The organism is Campylobacter concisus, assembly GCF_902460715.1.
Taxonomy (GTDB): Bacteria; Campylobacterota; Campylobacteria; order Campylobacterales; family Campylobacteraceae; genus Campylobacter_A; species Campylobacter_A concisus_AK.
The window spans coordinates 113,913-132,965 of sequence record NZ_CABPUX010000001.1; the positions used below are offsets into that span (position 1 = coordinate 113,913).

General features: G+C 37.2%; 20 protein-coding genes and 2 tRNA genes. 4 read left to right on the forward strand and 18 right to left on the reverse strand.

The features are described from left to right. The 16 genes from F3G91_RS00505 to F3G91_RS00580 all read right to left on the reverse strand — a co-directional run bounded on the left by F3G91_RS00505 (window position 1) and on the right by F3G91_RS00580 (window position 16,019). Window positions 1-501 carry a PAS domain-containing protein gene (locus F3G91_RS00505; RefSeq protein WP_103597587.1) on the reverse strand — a complete coding sequence of 167 codons (501 nt, stop codon included), beginning with the start codon at window positions 499-501 and terminating at the stop codon, window positions 1-3. A gap of 27 nt (window positions 502-528) precedes the next feature. Further along, entirely contained in the window at window positions 529-1,764 is a 1,236-nt protein-coding gene (locus F3G91_RS00510; protein ID WP_012001751.1) for a type II secretion system F family protein, read from the reverse strand. Beyond that, window positions 1,761-3,512, reverse strand: a complete 1,752-nt coding sequence (locus tag F3G91_RS00515) for a GspE/PulE family protein (RefSeq protein WP_149700371.1) — start codon at window positions 3,510-3,512, stop codon at window positions 1,761-1,763. The genes F3G91_RS00510 and F3G91_RS00515 overlap by 4 nt, the downstream gene beginning before the upstream one ends. Next, window positions 3,512-4,051: a hypothetical protein gene (locus F3G91_RS00520; protein WP_021089183.1), complete on the reverse strand. Its 540-nt coding sequence runs from the start codon at window positions 4,049-4,051 to the stop codon at window positions 3,512-3,514. Before F3G91_RS00520 ends, F3G91_RS00515 begins: the two co-directional genes overlap by 1 nt. After that, complete coding sequence (locus F3G91_RS00525) at window positions 4,048-4,923, reverse strand: CDC27 family protein (protein ID WP_149700372.1); 876 nt, start codon at window positions 4,921-4,923, stop codon at window positions 4,048-4,050. The genes F3G91_RS00520 and F3G91_RS00525 overlap by 4 nt, the downstream gene beginning before the upstream one ends. After that, window positions 4,916-5,743 (reverse strand): ATP-binding protein, encoded by an 828-nt coding sequence (locus tag F3G91_RS00530; protein WP_149700373.1) that lies wholly within the window; start codon window positions 5,741-5,743, stop codon window positions 4,916-4,918. Before F3G91_RS00530 ends, F3G91_RS00525 begins: the two co-directional genes overlap by 8 nt. Further along, on the reverse strand, window positions 5,736-7,262 hold the full coding sequence (mshL, locus tag F3G91_RS00535) for a pilus (MSHA type) biogenesis protein MshL (protein ID WP_149700374.1): 1,527 nt from the start codon (window positions 7,260-7,262) through the stop codon (window positions 5,736-5,738). The genes F3G91_RS00530 and mshL overlap by 8 nt, the downstream gene beginning before the upstream one ends. Beyond that, window positions 7,240-7,650 (reverse strand): hypothetical protein, encoded by a 411-nt coding sequence (locus F3G91_RS00540; RefSeq protein WP_103586129.1) that lies wholly within the window; start codon window positions 7,648-7,650, stop codon window positions 7,240-7,242. The genes mshL and F3G91_RS00540 overlap by 23 nt, the downstream gene beginning before the upstream one ends. Then, entirely contained in the window at window positions 7,650-8,297 is a 648-nt protein-coding gene (locus F3G91_RS00545) for a hypothetical protein (RefSeq protein ID WP_012001744.1), read from the reverse strand. The genes F3G91_RS00540 and F3G91_RS00545 overlap by 1 nt, the downstream gene beginning before the upstream one ends. Then, window positions 8,294-9,814, reverse strand: coding sequence for a PilN family protein (locus tag F3G91_RS00550; protein ID WP_149700375.1), 1,521 nt, complete (start codon window positions 9,812-9,814; stop codon window positions 8,294-8,296). Before F3G91_RS00550 ends, F3G91_RS00545 begins: the two co-directional genes overlap by 4 nt. 60 nt (window positions 9,815-9,874) lie before the next feature. Then, on the reverse strand, window positions 9,875-10,744 hold the full coding sequence (gene era / locus F3G91_RS00555; protein ID WP_149700376.1) for a GTPase Era: 870 nt from the start codon (window positions 10,742-10,744) through the stop codon (window positions 9,875-9,877). Beyond that, the gene (gene hslU / locus F3G91_RS00560) at window positions 10,741-12,063 is read right to left on the reverse strand and encodes an ATP-dependent protease ATPase subunit HslU (protein ID WP_012001741.1); all 1,323 of its coding nucleotides are present in this window, start codon (window positions 12,061-12,063) and stop codon (window positions 10,741-10,743) included. Before hslU ends, era begins: the two co-directional genes overlap by 4 nt. A gap of 8 nt (window positions 12,064-12,071) precedes the next feature. Next, on the reverse strand, window positions 12,072-12,605 hold the full coding sequence (gene hslV, locus F3G91_RS00565) for an ATP-dependent protease subunit HslV (protein WP_002940451.1): 534 nt from the start codon (window positions 12,603-12,605) through the stop codon (window positions 12,072-12,074). After that, window positions 12,606-13,052, reverse strand: coding sequence for a 50S ribosomal protein L9 (rplI, locus tag F3G91_RS00570; RefSeq protein ID WP_021086217.1), 447 nt, complete (start codon window positions 13,050-13,052; stop codon window positions 12,606-12,608). 23 nt (window positions 13,053-13,075) lie between these two features. Further along, window positions 13,076-14,299 (reverse strand): argininosuccinate synthase, encoded by a 1,224-nt coding sequence (locus tag F3G91_RS00575; protein ID WP_149700377.1) that lies wholly within the window; start codon window positions 14,297-14,299, stop codon window positions 13,076-13,078. A 181-nt stretch (window positions 14,300-14,480) separates the two neighbouring features. Next, on the reverse strand, window positions 14,481-16,019 hold the full coding sequence (locus F3G91_RS00580) for an inorganic phosphate transporter (RefSeq protein WP_021086805.1): 1,539 nt from the start codon (window positions 16,017-16,019) through the stop codon (window positions 14,481-14,483). Between the two features lie 130 nt (window positions 16,020-16,149). Between F3G91_RS00580 and F3G91_RS00585 the strand changes: the two genes are divergently transcribed. From F3G91_RS00585 to F3G91_RS00600, 4 genes are all read left to right on the forward strand, one after another. Continuing rightward, the gene (locus F3G91_RS00585; RefSeq protein ID WP_149700378.1) at window positions 16,150-17,052 is read left to right on the forward strand and encodes a Ppx/GppA phosphatase family protein; all 903 of its coding nucleotides are present in this window, start codon (window positions 16,150-16,152) and stop codon (window positions 17,050-17,052) included. A 30-nt stretch (window positions 17,053-17,082) separates the two neighbouring features. Continuing rightward, the gene (locus F3G91_RS00590; protein ID WP_009293851.1) at window positions 17,083-17,514 is read left to right on the forward strand and encodes a GatB/YqeY domain-containing protein; all 432 of its coding nucleotides are present in this window, start codon (window positions 17,083-17,085) and stop codon (window positions 17,512-17,514) included. Between the two features lie 193 nt (window positions 17,515-17,707). After that, window positions 17,708-17,782 (forward strand) — tRNA-Gln (locus tag F3G91_RS00595). A gap of 27 nt (window positions 17,783-17,809) precedes the next feature. Further along, window positions 17,810-17,884 (forward strand) — tRNA-Met (locus F3G91_RS00600). Between the two features lie 28 nt (window positions 17,885-17,912). On the opposite strand, the gene F3G91_RS10650 is transcribed toward F3G91_RS00600, so the two are convergent. Then, window positions 17,913-18,212, reverse strand: coding sequence for a tyrosine-type recombinase/integrase (locus F3G91_RS10650; protein ID WP_411160726.1), 300 nt, complete (start codon window positions 18,210-18,212; stop codon window positions 17,913-17,915). Between the two features lie 208 nt (window positions 18,213-18,420). Then, window positions 18,421-19,044 (reverse strand): hypothetical protein, encoded by a 624-nt coding sequence (locus F3G91_RS00610; protein ID WP_149700379.1) that lies wholly within the window; start codon window positions 19,042-19,044, stop codon window positions 18,421-18,423. Window positions 19,045-19,053: the final 9 nt, after the last annotated feature.

Consider the following 19,053-nt stretch of genomic DNA (forward strand, 5'->3'; position numbering starts at 1 on the left):
TTATAGCCTTTGTAGGTTATTTACAAATTCATCATAACTTATATTTTTTTCTTTTAAAAATTCAGTTAAAAATTTCATCGAAGCATCCATGCCACCGCTCTTTTCTACCGATAACAACTTTTGATATATAGGCTCTATCACCTCAATTGCCTTTGGATTTGGCTTGCGTCTAACTGAGTAGTAGCCAACTGGATTATTTTGCACATCAAGCGAAGTTGTGATATTTGCAAATACCCAGTAGTATCCACCATCAAAGCTTTTGTTTTTAACATAAGCAAAAATTTCTTCTTTATTTTTTATGCGCTCCCAAAGTAGCTTGAAAACAGCTCTTGGCATATCTGGGTGTCTTATGATGTTGTGAGGCTTACCCAAGACTTCAGCTTGTTTGGCTCCAACTATCTTTAAAAATGGCTCGTTACAATATGTAATACGTCCTTTTAAGTCGGTCTTTGAGACCAAAAAGGCGCTCTCTTCGACCATGTGTTCTTTGTTTTCAGACATCTTCTCTCCTTTAAGATTTTAATTATTTTAGTTTTTAACGGCTTTTGATAGATCCCACATCGGCAAAAATATACCAAGAGCTAGTAAAAGCACCATACCTGCTATAAAAACGAGCAAGATAGGCTCTATATAGTTTGAGATGTTATCAATAATATCGTTAAATTTCATCCTGTAATAGTCAGTTACTTTTCCGGTCATATCATCCAAGCTACCGCTTTGCTCGCCAGCGCTTATCATCTGTATGAGCATATTTTCATATAAATTTGTATCTCTAAAAGCCTCCGTTAGGCTAACACCCCTACCAACAAGTATCTTAACGCCACTTAGCTTCTTTTTGATATCCTTGTTTGAAACCGTTATCACAGCCGTATCAAGGGCATCTGCTATAGGCAAACCAGCTCGAACAAGCTCTGTAAAGATGAGGTTAAACCTGCTCATATTCGAATAAAATATGATCTTGCCGATGAGATAGACTTTCAAAAGGTATTTATCGACCTTATCTTGAAATTCTTCACTCTCAAGATAGTATTTTCTAAGCAAATATCCGATAAATGCAAGTGCTCCAAGGATATAAAAGCCGTAGTTTGTCATGACGTATTCGATATTTAGCAAAATTTTAGTTGGCAGTGGTAGCTCTGCATTTAACTGCTCAAAAATTTCTCTAAACTGCGGCACAACAAGTATCATAAGGATGACAAAGGCTATGATGATCGCGCAGATGACTGTTATCGGATAGCGGATAGCTTTTTTAAATTTTTGCTGATTGTCCCAGACCTCTTGCAAGATAGAGGCAAGCTTTGCAAGCGCGTCAGCCATATTACCAGTGCTTTCCCCTAGTCTTATCATCGCTAGCGTCACGTCGCCAAGCTCTTCTTTAAAATTTTCTATACTATTTGTAAGGCTTGAGCCTTGATTTAGCTCCTCATCTATGGTCTGAAATATAAATTTAAGGCGCTTATCCTCGGTGGAGTTTGCAACCTCTTTAATGCTATCGTGGATAGAAATTCCAGCATTTGTCATAACGCTAAGCTGCCTTATGGTGGCTACTAAATTTGGGATTTTCACCTTTGGATTAGTAAAAGCTTTTGCGATCACGTTTTGTAAATTTTCAAAGTTATTTATGCTAGAAGTTTGCGTCTCTTTGATCTTGACGATCATGCCAGTAACATTTGCTTTGTCTTTGATCTCGCTTTTATTATTCGCTCTTAGGCTCATCTTGTGGCGTTTGCCGTTTTGGATGTACTCAACCTCAAAGTATTTCATATCTTAGCAACCCTATAAACTTCTTCAAGCGTGGTTATGCCATTTGCTGCTCTTATGACGCCATCATGAAACATATCTATAAAGCCCTCTTCGTAGGCTACGCTTTTAAGCTCATCTTTAGAAGCGCCATTTGCAACCATACTTGCTATATGGTCACTAATAGGTAAAATTTCACTTATCATCTCACGTCCTAGATACCCAGTTTGTGAGCATTGTGGGCATCCGACACTTTTATAAAACTGGTAGTTTTCAGGGACAAATTTCTTAACCTCGTCAAATGTCTTTTGAGATAGAGTGATCTTTTGTTTGCAGTGTGGGCAGAGCTTTCTAACAAGTCTTTGAGCCTCTATACAAACGAGCGCGCCACTTACTAGATAAGGCTCGATGCCCATATCTATCATACGAGGAAGTGCGCTAATGGCATCATTTGTGTGAAGCGTAGAAAAGACAAGGTGACCAGTAAGTGCCGCTTGTATCGCTATGCGAAGCGTCTCTTGATCCCTGATCTCGCCTATCATTATGACGTCTGGATCTTGCCTCAAGATAGAGCGAAGAGCTGAGACAAAGGTAAGTCCAGCCTTTTCATTTACATGCACTTGTTGGATCATATTTAGCTGGTATTCGACCGGATCTTCAACTGTGATGATCTTAGTTTTTACGCTTTTTATATCATTTAGCGCGCCGTAAAGCGTCGTTGTCTTACCTGAGCCTGTTGGACCAGTGACTAGGATGATGCCATAAGGCGCTTTCATACTCTTTTTAAATTTAGCGAAATTATCTGGATGCATGCCAAGATCTTCTAAATTTATAATGACCTTTGACTTATCAAGAATTCTTAAAACTATACTTTCGCCATTTAAGATGGGTAGCGTCGAGATACGAAAATCATACTCTTTGTCTAAAATTTGAGCAGAAAATCTACCATCTTGTGGGCGGCGGCGCTCTGCGATGTCCATGTTTGATAGTAGCTTCATACGGCTAACCATCGGCGGATAGATATCTTTATCAAATATAAATGTCTCGCTTAGCATACCATCGATCCTGCTTCTTACGATGCAGTTTGTCTCGGTCGGCTCGATGTGGATGTCGCTGGCTCTACTTTGAATAGATGTTTTTAAGATGATCTCTATTAGCTTTAAAATTCCAGAGTTTTCACTGTTTTGACCTTGACTAGCTGAGCTTGAAAGCTCTCTTCTGATCTCTGTTATCACATCTTTTATGCTCTCATTAAGTGCTAGCTTGCTTATATATTTTTCTATCTGAGTTGGCTGAGCGATGGCAACTTTTAGTAGTTTTCTATTAAATAAATTTTGCACCTTATCTTGAGCAATAACGTCAAACGGATTTTTAAAAGCGACATATACGCTTATCTCGTCTTCTTTTACTGGGATCGCGCTATATGTTTTTAGCTGAGCGGTGCTTAGCTTCTCGCTGATGCGGTAGTCGATGTCGATATCATCAAGGTCAAAGTATAAAACCTTAAATTTCTCGCTTATAAATTTAACAAAAGCCTTTATATCAAGCTCAAGATCGTTTGAAATTTCATCTATATTTACATGCCCTCTTCTGTAAATATCGGACAAAATTTCCATAAAATCTTCATCGTTTATTAAATTTTCATCTCTTAAAATTTTAACAAGACCCTTACCTTCTTGCTCGCTTATCTGCTTTATCTTTTCTATATCTGATGTGCTTAGTTTGCCATTTTGTTCTATATTTTTTAAGATTACATTTTCTACATTTTTCATTATCTATACTCTATTTGTGATTTCAGGTCGTTATTTTTAAAAATTTTAAGCACTAGCTTTGGTATTTGCCCATTTGTTGGGCTTATCTCATATCTTGTGTCAGAATTTGGCTCTTCAAAGATAAATGTGCCAAGCTCTTCGACATACTCTTTTTTTACAAATTTATCAAACAAAAATGAAAGTATATAATCACTCTTTGGAAGTCTGATATAGCTTATATCAACGCCATCTATCATAGCGTGAAATAAGAGCTTTTTCTTAAACAAGATGTCAGCAAAATAGGCAGCATTTTCTCTTGATTTTTCGCTCTTTACTAGCTTATCAATCGGAGTTGCTAACCTGTTTAGATCATTCATCTTTATGCAAGCGATGCCAAACATAGAAATTTGCTCTTCGTTATTTTGTGTTTTTAAAAAGTCTTCAACCTTTTGATTGCAGACTTTTGCGTAGTTTGCGCTGTTAAAGTCATCCCTTATCTCAGTTAGGCTAACAGCAAAAACTTCACAAACAAAAACCAAAAAAATAGCAAAAAATTTCATAATGTTCCACTTTTTATCTTATTTATAAGCTCATTTATCGAAGCTTTGTTTAAGTTTTTATTATACTCCCTTAGAGCTTTTACGGCATCATCACTTTGTTTTAGCTTATATTTTGACTTTGCAAAGATGATCCACGACTCCTCTAAGCTATTATCTATATCGTTCGCAGCAAGCGACCACTTTATAGCTTCTTTGAAATTATTATTTCTAAAATTTAATCTCGCAAGCTCAAGTGCAATAGTTGGATTATTTGTCTTTAAAAATTGTTCTCTTAGCACGCTCTCTTCATTTGATGCTGAAGTTACTTGTATATTTACACGCTTTCTAGCTGGCTTTGACTCAAGATCTATCACTTCATCTTGTGGCACGCTTATGCCGTTTATGCCATTTTGTTCGCTAAGTGGCTCTTCATCAGGGATGTTTAGCTTAAGCCAACCTTGTGAGTTTCTTTGCCTTTTTGGGTCATTTTTTGAAGTATCGTTTGTCTCGTTTATCTTTACAACCTCTTCAAGCTTTTTAGCTATCTTGTCAGCTAGCTCATCTTGCTTTTTACCCTCTTCAAATTTAGCCTTAGCAACCTCGCTCTTTTGCTTTAGCTCACTAAGAACGCTTGCATTTGTCTCATTTTTTTCTACCATTTTTACAGCAGTTGCATTTTTGGCTAAAACTTTATCGCTTTTACTTGCAAGACTTGGAGCTTTCTCTATGCTTAGCACTAACAACGCAGCCAGCAAAATGATGATAAGCAAAAGCTCGATGATTAAAATTTTAGAGTTTTTGGCATTAAAAATTTTATGCAAAAAACCACCATTTTTTTTCTTGTAGCTCTCATAAAGCTTTTCTAGTCTTTGAATTTCTTGTGGCTCAAGCATCGATTAGCCCCGCATCAAGTGCAGCCATGGTAAGTATCATGATATTTACCTTATCACCGCTAAGCTTTGAAGGCTGATACTGCTCGTAGTATTCGCAAATTTCATAGAATTTATACATGATCTTGTTTAGCGTTCTTAAATTTCCACCGCAAAATGAGTAGGCGCACTCATAGTCTTTTTTGTCAAATTTAAGGTATTTATCATAGTTTTTTTGACTAAGCTTTCTTTGCAAGTAGATGATGATCTCATTTACATCAGCGCTACTTAGCTCGATGCTCTCCCAAATTCTAGTCTGAAAATAATCTTTCGCCAAAATATCTTCATTTTCAGTTTTATGTATCGTAAAGAGAAATTTAAACATCCTAGTATCAGCCATAAGCCTTATCTTCTCGATAAGCTCAGTCGGGTAGAGCTGTGCCTCATCTAAGATAACCGTCATTTGATTTTTTAAAATTTCATCTTTACTGCTAAAGTCTTTTGAATAAAATTTTATAAAGCTCTCAAAGTTGTTTATATCTTCAAGCTTTTTTCCATAAATTTGCTCACAAAGTGCCTCGATAAATGTCGCCTCGCTAAAAAATGGATGTGGAAAAAAGATGAGGCTTTTATCTTCTTTTAGATCATTTGCGATCTTGTTTAGCAAAAAGGTCTTGCCGCTACCTGGCTTACCATAAAACAAGATAAGCTTTAGTGGCTTTTTTAAAGCTAAAACTATCTTGTTGTAGCAGCTTATAGAGTTGTCTAAATTTACGAAATTTAAACTCTCGTCTTCATCTATAAAAACATCTTTTATATGTGTATAAATATTTTCGTTACTCATAGATCGATTTAGAAAATCCTAGATCTTTTAGCGACTGCTGAACTGGTTTTGGATCTTCAAGATCAACAACTCTTGGCGTGATGACAAAGATAAGCTCAGTAGTTCTTACGCCATCTCTTGTGCTTTTAAAGACGCTTCCTATCAAAGGTATGTCAGCTAGAAGTGGCACAGCTGTGTTTTGCTTATCTTTGGTCTGTCCGATAAGTCCGCCAAGTATGATCGTATCGCCGCTATTTACCTGAACTACTGTTGAGAGTTTTTTCTGAACTGTATCAGGGGCGATCTCTCTAATGGCTGTATTTTGTGATCTTGTGTCATCTTCTGCATACTTAAAGCTACTTAAGCTTGGGTTGATGCGAAGCATGATCTTATTGTTATCTGAGACTTCTGGAAGCAAATTTAGCAAGATACCGATAAATACAGAGTATTGCTTATAAGTTGTTGTAAGCCTGTTGTTATTGTTATTGTTGCTACCATTATCTGTCTCTTCCATCACGCGGTAGTTTATATTATCACCCACAGAGATTAGCGCTTGTTGGTTATTTAGAGTGGTTACTTTTGGACTTGAAACAACCTTTGTTTTACCATTTGTTTCAAGGAAATTTATCATACCATCAAGGCTAAAGTTTAAATTTGCAGCGATGTTTAACGTGCGCCCAAAGCCATCGCTTAAGCTGTTACCCTTGTTTGTCCAGCTTACACTTGAGCCGGTGCTAGAGCCTTGGTTGCCTATATATGAGTTAAATCCAAGCTCAAATTTACTCCAATCAACGCCTTGTTTATACTCATTGTTTAGATCAACTGCGATGATAGAAACGTCGATGATAACTTGCTTTTTAAGCCTTCTTTGCATCTCAGCTATATATTTTTCAACGCGTTTTAGCTGAGAAGGGGTCGCTGTAACCGTGATAAGTCCGGCATTTTGGTTTATGATAGGGTCTGGCGCTGTGATGTGCTCACTGCTATTATTTAAGATAGCTTTTAGCTCAGCGTCAAGCTTCTCCCAAAAGTCAAATTTCTCAGTTGTTCTTATCAAGTTATTTTCATTTTTTATGTCGTTTGAGCTAGTATCACTGCTTGAGCTACTGCCTACTTCTGACGGAGAGGCATCAACAGAAGCTTTTGTAATGGCTGTGCCCTCACGGATAGAGGTTATATAGTCTATTTTAAAAATTTTCGTTTGAAGCGATGAGATTTTTAAGACATTATTTGAAAACTCATAGCTTAAATTTTTTTCGTTTAAAAGCAGATCAAAGACCTCGCTTAGGCTCATGTTTCTTATATTTACGCCAAAGACTTTATCGTCAAGCTCTTTTTTGCTATAAGCATCTTTTGCAACGATACTAAAATCACACATTTCAGAGAGCTGGTTTAAAACATCTCCAAGACTTATATCGTCTGTGATCTTCATACTAAAATTTTTACTCAAGCATGTGCTTGGTTTTGCCATCATAGGGGTAGCTAAAAATGAAGCTAACGCCACAGTTATAATAAATTTACTTAATTTTGATACCAACATTTTTACTTCCATTTTTAAGAGTTAGTTCTTGTTTTTCATCATCTTTTACGATGATAACCTTGCTGCCTTGAACACTTGTGATATTGTAATCATCAATCATATCCCCCACTTTATACCACTTACCATTTATATTTGCTTTATTTAGCAAAATGGCCTTTAGCATAAACCCCCTTGCAGAAGAGTATTTTGTAGTGTTTTGATCGCCTTTTGGAGCAACTGGCAAATTTAGCTTGAAAGGATCTTGTAAGCTAGAAATTTCACTTCCATTAAGCCCTTTTCTTTGCTCTTTTATCTTAACAAAAACTTCATCATAGTTTTTCATCTCGCCTTCAAACTCATTGCCAAATAGACTTAGAGCTAAAATTAAAAATAAACCAAATTTTTTCATCAGTACTTCATACCCCACACAGAGATAGAGAGCTTAGCTCCTAGATCTTTTTGAGTGGAATTTATATCCATTTTGTGAAGATCTACTACGAGTTTTGACTCTTCAAGTCCGTTTATATAGCTAAGCATATCTTTAAAATTCCCAAGGCAAGTGACATCTATATTTAAAATTTGCTCTATCTTTTGGAAATTTGGCTCTTTTATATCGCTTTTAAGCTCTAAAATTTTTATATTATTTTGTTTTGCCAAAAGCACGATGCTATCTATATAGTTTGCCCAGTTTTGATTGTCAAAAAGCAAAAATGAAAGCTCTTTAAGCTTTGAGTCAAAATAGGTATTAAATTTTAAAATATTCGTGTAGCGAAGTTTTAGATTGCTTAAATTTCTATTTTCTTCATTTATCTTGAAATTTCTATCGCCATCAGGGGAGCTCACTGAGGCTAGATAGTTTCTAGTGTTTTCTAGCTTTGTAGAAATTCTCGTATGTTTATCAAGCTTTTCATCAAAGAAATTTTGCGCAGGATCAAAGCATAGCATATAAACAAGATAAGCTATGATAAGCGCTGAGCCAAGAAAAATAAGGTTTGTTTCGTTTGGCTTTTTGCTATCAAAGTATTGATCTATTTTGCTTAAAATATCTTGTCTCATTGTCTAATCTCTATGCTTATATTACTTTCATACTCGTGCTTAGCGTCATCTGAACGAATTTTTTTAGTATTTACCAAGTATTTTTCATCTTTGCTGATATCTTTGATCAACTGGGTTATCCTTTTTTCATTATCGCTAACTGCAGTTATAGTCAAATTTCTATCGTTATTTACGATGTTTGTGATATGAACTGCGTTTAGATTTAAAATATCGGTAATTTTAAAAAGATTTAAACCCTTCATAGCGTAATTATCTTTTTTATTTTCGATCTCAGCAAGCAGACCTTTTCTGAAATTTAGCTTTTCATTCTCTTTTTGAGTCTGTTCTTTTACCGCCTCTTGTTCTCTTGAAATTTTAGCTAGCGTCTCTTTTATCTGCATCTCTTGTGCGTTTAGGACGCTATATTCGTCATTTAGTCTTGCGCTGTCTTTTTCTAAAACAAGACCAGCTATGTAGTTGTAAGCTGGATATAACATACTTAGCGCAAATGCCGCAGCGCAAGTGAGCAAAAATTTACCACTTTTTCTTTTGACAAATGGATCTGGACGGAGCATATTTGAGAGGTTAAAATTCTCATAAAATGGCTCTTTGGTATAAAATCTACCAAATAAAGCCATAACGTTATAACGCTCGTTTATAGTATAGTTTTTGTTGTTTATCGCAACTTTTATGTTTATATACTCTGCATCCAAACCAAGTTTGGTTGAGATAAAATTTGCAAAATTTTTGATCTCATAGTCACAATCTATGTAAATTTTCTTTATAGATATGCCATTTTGGCTATTTATAATGTTTAAAATATCGTTAAAGTAAAAGATATAATCTTCAAAAACTGTGTTTAGATCGTAGTTAAAGCCATCATCATCTTTATTTACGAGTCCTCTTTGAGACAAAACTTCGATAAATTTTTCATCACTCAAGCGATCGCCGCTTTGCTCTAAGAATTTATCTTTAAGGTAGTTTAGGTTATAGCGGATTTCTCTAGCTGTAAAAAAATCACCATCTAAATATATACTTAAAAATGATTCATCTTTTCTAAGCGCGATAAAGCAGTCTGCTTGAGTGCTAGGAAGCAAGCCTTTTTTATAAATAGCAGAGTAGATCAAAGGCTCAGGCGCAAGATAGTCGATATATGGGACTTTTTTTGCAACCGCTTTAAAGGTCGAATTTATATCTTCATTTGTGATAGCAAAAACAGTAAAAATTCTATCTTGAGCTTTTGTAGAGCCTTCTGAGAAAAATATCTTATTATCAAGTGCAGGATCTAGTGAAAGCTCTGCATAGACCTTTGAATAAAGCTCCTCATATAGGGCGTCGTTATCAACGCTTCTAGGGATAAAAATAGTTGTTGTTTTTAAGTCTTTAAATTTTATGTATGAGATGAAAAAGTCGCGTTTATTGACTGTTTTTGAAAAGTTAAAAGCTTCTACATTGCTGTTGTGATAACGAAATCCTTTATAGTCATACGGATCTAGTGCGACTATAGAAATTTCACTATTTTTTTTAATATTCATCATGAATCAAAAGACCTTCCTAAACGCTTATATTGGGTATTTTAATATCTTTAAAATAAAAAATCAATAGCCGATTATCTGATTTAGGCTCTTTTCTTCTTTGCTCCAGCCTTTTTTAACGACTACATCGAGCTTTAAAAAGACCTTTGTGTTGGTTAAATTTTGTATTAACTTTCTTGCAAAAATTCCTATTCGTTTAATAGTTTCACCATTTTTCCCGATGATCATACTTTTATGGATGTCACGCTCTGTGATGATGCTCGCATAAATTTCAGTTATGCCTGTTTTTTCTTTTACGCTTTTTATGATCGCATCGCTAAGATACGGGATCTCATCGCTTAAATTTTCATAGATCGCTTCAAGTATAAATTCTCTAAAAATTTCCTTCTCATTTGTTGGCGTAAGAAATTCTGGATCATAAAAGTACTCATGCTCTGGCAAAAGCTTGCAAATTTCATCAAGAAGCGGCTTTTTATAGGTAGGCTGCTTGGTGCTAAAAGTAAGCAAAGCTGCAAATTTATCTTGAAATTTTTGGTACTGCGTTATCTTTTCTAAAACTTTTGTGTTTGAGCTCTCATCGACTTTTGTTAGCACCAAAATGTGCGGTTTTTCAGGATTTAGAGCTAGGAATTTCTCATAGTCGCTCGTACTATCATGAATAGGCGCTAAAAATACGATGAGATCGCAGTCTCCCATCGATTTTATAGCTTGGTTTATAAGAAGCTGATTTATCGCCTTGTTACTCTCGTGTAGTCCTGGCGTATCGGTGAAAATAATCTGATCTTCACCGTTCATCACGATACCATTTATCTTTCTGCGAGTTGCGTTTTGCTTGTGTGAAACGATGGTGATCTTTTCGTTTAATAGGGCATTTAAAAATGAGCTTTTGCCAGCATTTGTGCGCCCTATAATGCTAACAAAGCCCGATTTCAAAGTATGTACCTCGCTAGATCTTGATCCTCAACCACATCTTTTAGGCGCTCTTTTACAAGCTCTTTTGTCACATTTATCTTCTCGCCGCTCTTTTCGCTAGCCTCAAAGCTGATATCTTCTATCACGCGCTCGATCACCGTGTGAAGGCGTCTTGCACCGATATCTTCCATCTTTTCATTTGCCGCATGAGCGATCCTAGCTATCTCTTTTATCGCTTCATCGTCAAATTCTAGCTCAACATTTTCAGTTGAAAGAAGTGCGATATATTGTTTTAAAAGCGAATTTTTTGGCTGAGTTAAAATTTGATAAAGCGCGTCCTCATCAAGACTATCAAGCTCGACCCTTAGTGGGAAACGGCCTTGAAGCTCAGGGATGAGATCGCTTGGCTTGCTTATATGAAAGGCACCAGCTGCGATAAATAAAATGTGATCTGTCTTTAAATTTCCAAATTTAGTATTTACATTTGAGCCCTCAACGATAGGCAACAAGTCTCTTTGCACACCTTCTTTGCTTGGGTCTTGCCTGTTTGAGCTACCTGAGCCAACAGCAACCTTATCGATCTCGTCTATAAAGATGATACCCTCGTTTTCAGCTCTTCTTAAAGCCTCTGTTTTTACACTCTCAAGGTCTAAAATTTTATCATTTGCCTCGCTTTGAAGAGCTTTTTTGGCGTCTTTTACTTTCATCTCTTTTTTGATGTTCTTGCCACCGATGCCAATTATCTTTATAAAACTCTCTTGCATCTGTGCCATGTCAGGTGGTACATTTGAGCCAGCTTCAAGTGGGTTTTGCTGCACCTCTATCTCGATGCTTAGCTCATCAAGTTCGCCGTTTCTTAGCCTATTTAGCATCTTGTCATAGCTCTTAGCGTACTCTGCTTGCTTCTCTTCGCTAGCACCTTTTGGCAGTGGCGGAAGTAGCTTTGAGACGATCTTTTCTTCGATGTAGGCGTTGATTTTATCTTGGTTTTTCTCGCTTTGCTCGTTTTTTACAAGATTATACGATGCCATAGCAAGGTCTCTTACCATGCTTTCAACATCACGCCCCACAAAGCCAACTTCAGTGTATTTGCTAGCTTCTACCTTGATAAATGGCAGCCCCATCATCTTTGAAAGACGCCTTGCGATCTCTGTTTTACCAACGCCAGTTGAGCCGATCATCAAGATATTTTTTGGCATGATGTCATCTTGCAAGCTCTTTTCAAGCTTCATACGGCGGTAGCGGTTGCGAAGTGCGATCGCTATGATCTTTTTGGCGTCCTTTTGACCTATCACATAGTCATCTAAAAATTTAACAATTTCTCTTGGTGTTAAGTTCATTTTCTCTCTTATTCTAAAACATAAGTTTTGATGTTTGTATTTGTATAGATGCAAATTTCGCCGGCGATCTTGAGGCTCTCTTTGACTAGCTCCTCTTCGTCGATATCAGCAAATTTATCTAGGGCACGAGCCGCTGAAAGGGCGTAGTTGCCGCCGCTTCCGATAGCTGCTATCTTGCCATCTTCTGGTTCTACTACATCACCAGTGCCACTAAGTAAGAAAATTTTATCCCTATCAAGCACAAGCATCATCGCTTCAAGCTTTCTTAGATACTTGTCTTTGCGCCACTCTTTGCTAAATTCTATCACCGCCTTTAGCAAGTCCCCCTTTGTATGCTCTAAATTTTTCTCAAACATATCAAAGAGGTTAAACGCATCAGCGGTGCTGCCAGCAAAGCCAGCTAGGACTTTGCCGTTGTGAATTTTGCGGATTTTTACGGCATTGCCTTTTAAGACGGTGTTACCAAAGCTCACCTGTCCATCGCCGCCGATGACCGCTTTATTTTTGCCTTTATAGGCTAAGATGGTTGTCGCATGAAACATCTACTCTCCTTGCACATCAACCTTTAAGGTCGCATTTATAGAGTGACCAAGCTTTATAGAAACATCATAAAGACCAACAGCTTTTAGATGAGTGTCTAGGTCGATAGCCTTTTTCTCAACTACCAAATGGTGTGTCTTTTCAAGCTCTGCTGCGATCTCCTCTTTTGAAACTGAGCCAAAAAGAGAGCCATTTGCACCAAGAGTTTTCTTGACTACGACTGTCACTTTTGCAAGCTCTTCTTTTAGTTTTTCTAAATTTGCGATCTCATATTTTAGCTCTTCAGCCTTTCTCTTTTGAGCTGCTTCGTATTGACGAAGGACATCTGGAGTGGCTGCTTTTGCAAAGCCTTTACCGATTAAGAAGTTATTGCCATAGCCGTCTTTTACCTCTTTTATCTCACCAGCTTTGCCAAGCGCCTTTACATCTTTTATTAGTAGTACTTTCATTTTTATCCTTTTAAATTTTATTTTTAGTCAAATTTTCGCCCATTTTTGCGTGCGATGATGAAACGAAGCGCATTTAGTTTGATAAATCCTTCCGCATCTTTTTGGTCATAAACGCTATCTTCTTCAAACGTGCAGTATGCCTCGCTAAATAGATTATCATTTTTGCTACTTCTGCCAAGGATGATCACATTGCCTTTATAAAGCTCAACTTTTACAGAGCCATTTACGTGCTCTTGGCTCTTGTCGATGAGTGCTTGGAGCATATTTCGCTCAGGTGACCACCAGTAGCCGTTGTAAACTAGCTCGGCGTATTTTGGCATGATCTCATCTTTTAAGTGAGCTGCACCGCGGTCAAGCGTGATACTCTCGATCGCTCTATGAGCTTTTAGCATTATCGTGCCACCAGGAGTTTCGTAGCAGCCACGGCTCTTCATACCAACTGAGCGGTTTTCTACGATGTCAAGTCTGCCGATGCCATGTTTTGCGCCAAGGCGGTTTAGCTCGGTTAAAATTTCAGCTGGGCTCATCTTTTTGCCATTTATACTAACTGGATCGCCTTTTTCATAGCCTATCTCGATGATCTCACTCTTATCTGGAGCATCTTTTGGACTTACTGTCCATCTCCACATATCATCTTCTGGTGCGTGGCTTGGGTCTTCAAGCACTAGACCTTCGTAGCTTATGTGGAGTAAATTTGCGTCCATTGAATATGGGCTTTTGCCTGGTTTTTTAGTGATATCTATGCCGTTTTTCTCAGCGTATGCTAAGAGCTTTTCACGGCTGTTTAGATCCCACTCACGCCATGGGGCGATGATAGTTAGATTGTCGCCAAGCGCATGGTAGCCGAGCTCAAAGCGAACTTGGTCGTTGCCTTTGCCTGTTGCTCCGTGGCTCACACCATCAGCGCCAACAAGTCTTGCGATCTCGCTTTGGCGTTTTGCTATAAGTGGGCGCGCGATCGATGTGCCAAGTAGATATTCGCCCTCATAGATGGCATTTGCTCTAAACATTGGAAATACATAATCACGTACAAATTCTTCTCTTAAATCTTCTATAAAAATATTTTCAGGTTTCACGCCAAGCGCTAGGGCTTTTTTGCGTGCAGGCTCTAGCTCTTCGCCTTGACCTATGTCAGCTGTAAATGTGACTACTTCACATTTGTATTCATCTTGGAGCCACTTTAAAATAATACTTGTGTCAAGTCCGCCTGAGTATGCTAAAACAACTTTTTTTACATCTTTTTTCATAGCTGTCCTTTTGTTGAAATGGTCGTATTTTAGCCTAAATTGATTAATCTTTAATAAATTAATCTATTAAATAATGTAAGTAAAATTTTATTTTTCTGATAGTTTTTATCCGTAGAAATTAGAAATTTTAGTTTAAATGAAATTTGCTTGCAAATTTTAAATTTACAAGCAAAGTGTTTTTCTAAACGCCTAGAAATTTAGCAAGGGCAAAGTAAAATATAGCCGATGAGATAGCAGCTGCTGGAAGCGTGATGAGCCAAGCTAGGATGATAGGTCTTACCATTTTCCAGTTTGCATTTTTATTTACGATGCCAATGCCCAAAACCGCGCCTATTAGGATATGCGTCGAGCTAACTGGTATACCAAGCTTTGTAGCTAGAAGTATGACGATACTTGAGGCAAGCTCCGCGCTAAAGCCAGTCGTAGGTAAAATTTCAGCTAGTTTTGAGCCGATAGTAGTGATCACCTCTTTGCCTAAAAACCAAAGTCCAACGACAAGTGAGATGCCAAATGTTACCATTGCGATACTTGGTATCGGCGAGCTTTCATTTATAGAGCCAGTTTTTAGCACGTCAAGCACAGCTGCAAATGGTCCAACTGCGTTTGCGATGTCGTTTGCACCGTGTGAAAATGCAAAAGATGAAGCGGTAAAAATTTGAAACCATGAGAAAATTCTATTAATGCTCTTTTCACTGTCGTTTTTGCTCATGACATTGATGATAGCAAGGCTTGCAAGATACGCCAGAGCTCCGATAACAAAGATGATCCAGACTGTTTGGATGATACTAAAGGCTAAATTTATATGCTCAAGCCCTTTAAAAAGCATCATCGATGAGATGACCATCGCGGCAAATCCAGCAATGATCGGGATGTGCTTTTTCATCGCTTTAAAGGTATCTATCTCTTTTTCGCTATCTTTCATGATGCGAATTTTTGAGCGGTACTCGCTGTATTCAGTGGTTTCGATCTCGTCCTCATCGATAACTGCGATCTTTGAAAGAGTGGCTATTTGCTCCTCAGCTGGCTTTGTTTTAAGCGCTTTTATAAAGCTTTCTTTATAGGCTTTTCTCTCAGCTTTTAGCGCTTTTAAATTTGTCTTTAACTCGTGCGTTGGCTCGATTATTTTGCTTTTTACATAGCCAAATATAATGTAAGACATCACGCCGCCAAGCAGTGGCGAGATGACCCAGCTAACGGCGATCCTGCCGATCTCGCCCCAAGAGACCATATTAAATGGCTCAGGATCTTTTATCATAAATCCCATAGCAAGTCCTGCGCCAACGATGCCACCAACTATCGAGTGAGTGGTCGAGACTGGCAGACCTTTTTTGGACGCGTAAAATAGCCAAAGACCTGAGCTAAGAAGAGCTGAGATCATGATGATGACAAATTTCATTGGGTTTAGATCGCTTGGAAATTTCACGATCTCGTTTCTAATAGTATTAGTAACCTCAGACCCTGCAAATATCGCGCCGCTAAGCTCAAAAATGGCTGCGATGACGAGAGCTTGTTTTAGTGTGAGTGTTTTTGCGCCGACGCTTGTACCAAAGCTGTTTGCAACGTCATTTCCACCGATATTAAACGCCATAAAAAGACCAAACATACCAGCGATCAAGAATAAAAAGTAGTTATTTGTCGGGATGTATTGATAGCCCCAAACGAAAAATCCAACGCTGCAAATCGCAAAAATAACTAACGCCAAGAAGTTATCTCGAAGCAATCAAGCCCCCTTGTAAGAGTTTTTGGCAAAATTATATCTTGAAAATTATTAAAGTTTTTAGAATTTTCTCACTTTAAATGATACTAAATTATCATATGTTAGAATTTGGCAAAAATATTAAGGATAAATTTTGGTTATAGCGATCGATCTTGGCTCAAACACCTTTCGCGTGGCACTTATAAAAAAGGTGCAAAATGGCTTTAGCAACGAGCAAATTTATGAAAAGATAGTTGGGGCTGCAAGGGGCTTAAACGAAAGTGGCAAGATAGGCTTTGAGGCTAAAAATAGGCTTTTTGAAGCGATAGCGGAGGCTAAAAGCAAATTTGACTTTACTAAATTTAAATGCGTGGCAGTCGCAACTGAGGCTTTTAGAGTGGCATCAAATAGCGAAGAAATTTTTAGCGAGATAAGAGATAAATTTGGCATAAATTTTCATATCATTAACGGACAAGCTGAAGCAAAACTTACATTTTTAGGCGTGCAAAATGCCTTAAAAAAGCTTGGCATAAATGATAAATTTAGCATCATCGACATCGGCGGTGCAAGCTCAGAGATAGGCGAAGAGGAAAAATTTATAAGCTTTAAATTTGGCATCATCACCTTTTACGAGAGGTTTAAAATGCTTGATCTGATGCAAGAAAATGCAAAAATTTATACAAAAGAGGCAAGGGAATTTTTAACAAGCCTTGACAATAGACTTATCGTACTAACTTCTGGCGTGCCAACTACTATCGCAGCGCTAAAACTTGGGCTAAACTACGAGAGCTATGATCCAAAAAAAGTGAGTGGATATGAGCTTAAAAATGACGATCTTGCTTGGTTTGTAAATGAGCTTTTAAAGATGGATGACAAAAGCGCTGACGTGGCGGTTGGAAGAAGTAGAAAGTATCCGCTCATCGCTGGAACGCTGCTTTTAAAGGAGCTACTAAACGGGCAAGAAGCTAAATTTATAGTAATAGACGATGGGCTTAGAGAGGGCGTTGGGGCGGCTTATTTAAAAGGCATATTTCAAGAAATTATCACAAAATTTTAGTTATTATTTCAAAAATTTAAAGGAGAGAAAATGAGCATAAGAGAGCAAATTTTAGCCGACATAAAAGAGGCTATGAAAGCAAAAGATGAGTTTAAAAGAGACACTTTAAGGACGCTAAATGCAGCACTTAAGCAGGTCGAAGTCGATCAAAGGATCGAGATGACCGACGAGGTCGTGCTCCCACTACTTCAAAAAGAGATCAAAAAGAGAGCTGACTCGGTTGAGCTCTATCTAAAGGGAGCAAGAGAGGACCTAGCCAAAAAAGAGCAGAGCGAGATCGAGCTGATCAAGGCATATCTACCAGCTCAGCTAAGTGATGATGAACTAAAAGAGAAGATAAAAAGTATCATTGAAAAGGTTGGTAAAAATTTAGGCGCTGTGATGAAAATGGCAAAAGATGAGATCGGAGCGAGTGCTGAAGCAAAACGCATAAGTATGATCGCAAAAGAACTTTTGGCATAAAAATAGGTAAACCCATGTAAATTTTCGCATGGGTTTTAAAAGTTATAGTTAAATTTTATACGCTACAAAAGTATTTTATTTATTTTTAAATTTTTAAAAAGCTACTTTGAAAAATAAAATATTTTTGCATATTTTTTTAAAAAAGCTTGACAAATGGCATTAAAGTCTATATAATTACAACTCTTAAAAACATTGGGGTATCGCCAAGCGGTAAGGCAACTGGTTTTGGTCCAGTCATTCAGAGGTTCGAATCCTCTTACCCCATCCACTTTTAAAAATCCCAAATAACTCTTATCGCGGAGTAGAGCAGTGGTAGCTCGTCGGGCTCATAACCCGAAGGTCGGCGGTTCAAATCCGTCCTCCGCAACCAAATACCAAGGACTTTTACCATCTTTTAACTAAGCACCAACTCCTACACCATCACGTATATCATCAACATTTAGATGCACGTAATGCAGGCTACTTTTAATATCTGTGTGACCCATAAAAGCCATCAGTTTATGTGCATTAAATCCCTTCAAACTCACTAACCTAGAAGCCACTGTATGGCGTAATACGTAAAGTCCGTGAGTGTTGCTAGTCCCTAAATATCCAAGATGGTTTCTCACAGCCCACCACATACGATTTGCAGTATCGTGATTTAGGTGAGTTATAGGACACTTATCAAGTGGTAAGTCTTTGCAGTTATCATAAATTATTAAAGCGTTAAATTTATTTCGTTGGAGCCAAGAGCGCTACTTTTTTGTAGTTACGATAAAACTCTTTTATGTATCAATTAGAACGTTATACAGATTTGCTTCATAAATAGTTTAAGTATTTTTAAATGTTTTTAGCTATTTTTAAATTTTTAACGATAGCTTTAATTTACAAACTTTCATTGTCAATTAAAAATTAGCACAAGGCTTCTTATATCTTATCCGCGACACATCTAGCAAGTTCATCTGCATTATCGCCCAGATATTCATCACCCCAAAAATCAATCTTCAAAATTTTTACTAACTCTTTTGAATTTTGCAAATCATCCAGCCAACGACCATCTATATAATCAACCTTTTTAACTTCTGAGAGTAGAATTTTTTGCGTTTTTAGCTCGTAAGTTTTTCTAATCAATATTGCATCATAATCATCCTTTTCTTGCGCATCATCAAAAGATCTGTACTTTTCTATACACTCTTCGTATCTCTTATACTCTTCATTGCCCTGGTAGAGCAAATTTGCACTTTTCTCTAGCCTATGATTTATAAAGTCCATTTGCACTATATACTCTGGCATAGGACCATTGTTATCACTACTAAAATACCTTACAAGCTTAAAATCTTTTCCATCTAGCACAAAAACATATAGCATCTTATCATCTAGTTTGGATAAATTCTCTATCTCATACTCATTGCCAGAAAAAGGTATGTCCATCTGCTTTAGAGTTTTTAGCATAGATGTTGAGTTTTTCTCTACGTTACTCGCATTAAGATCTTTAGCAAAGCAGAAATTTAGTGTAAAAAGAATACAAATGATAACTCCAAATTTAAACATTTTTATTCT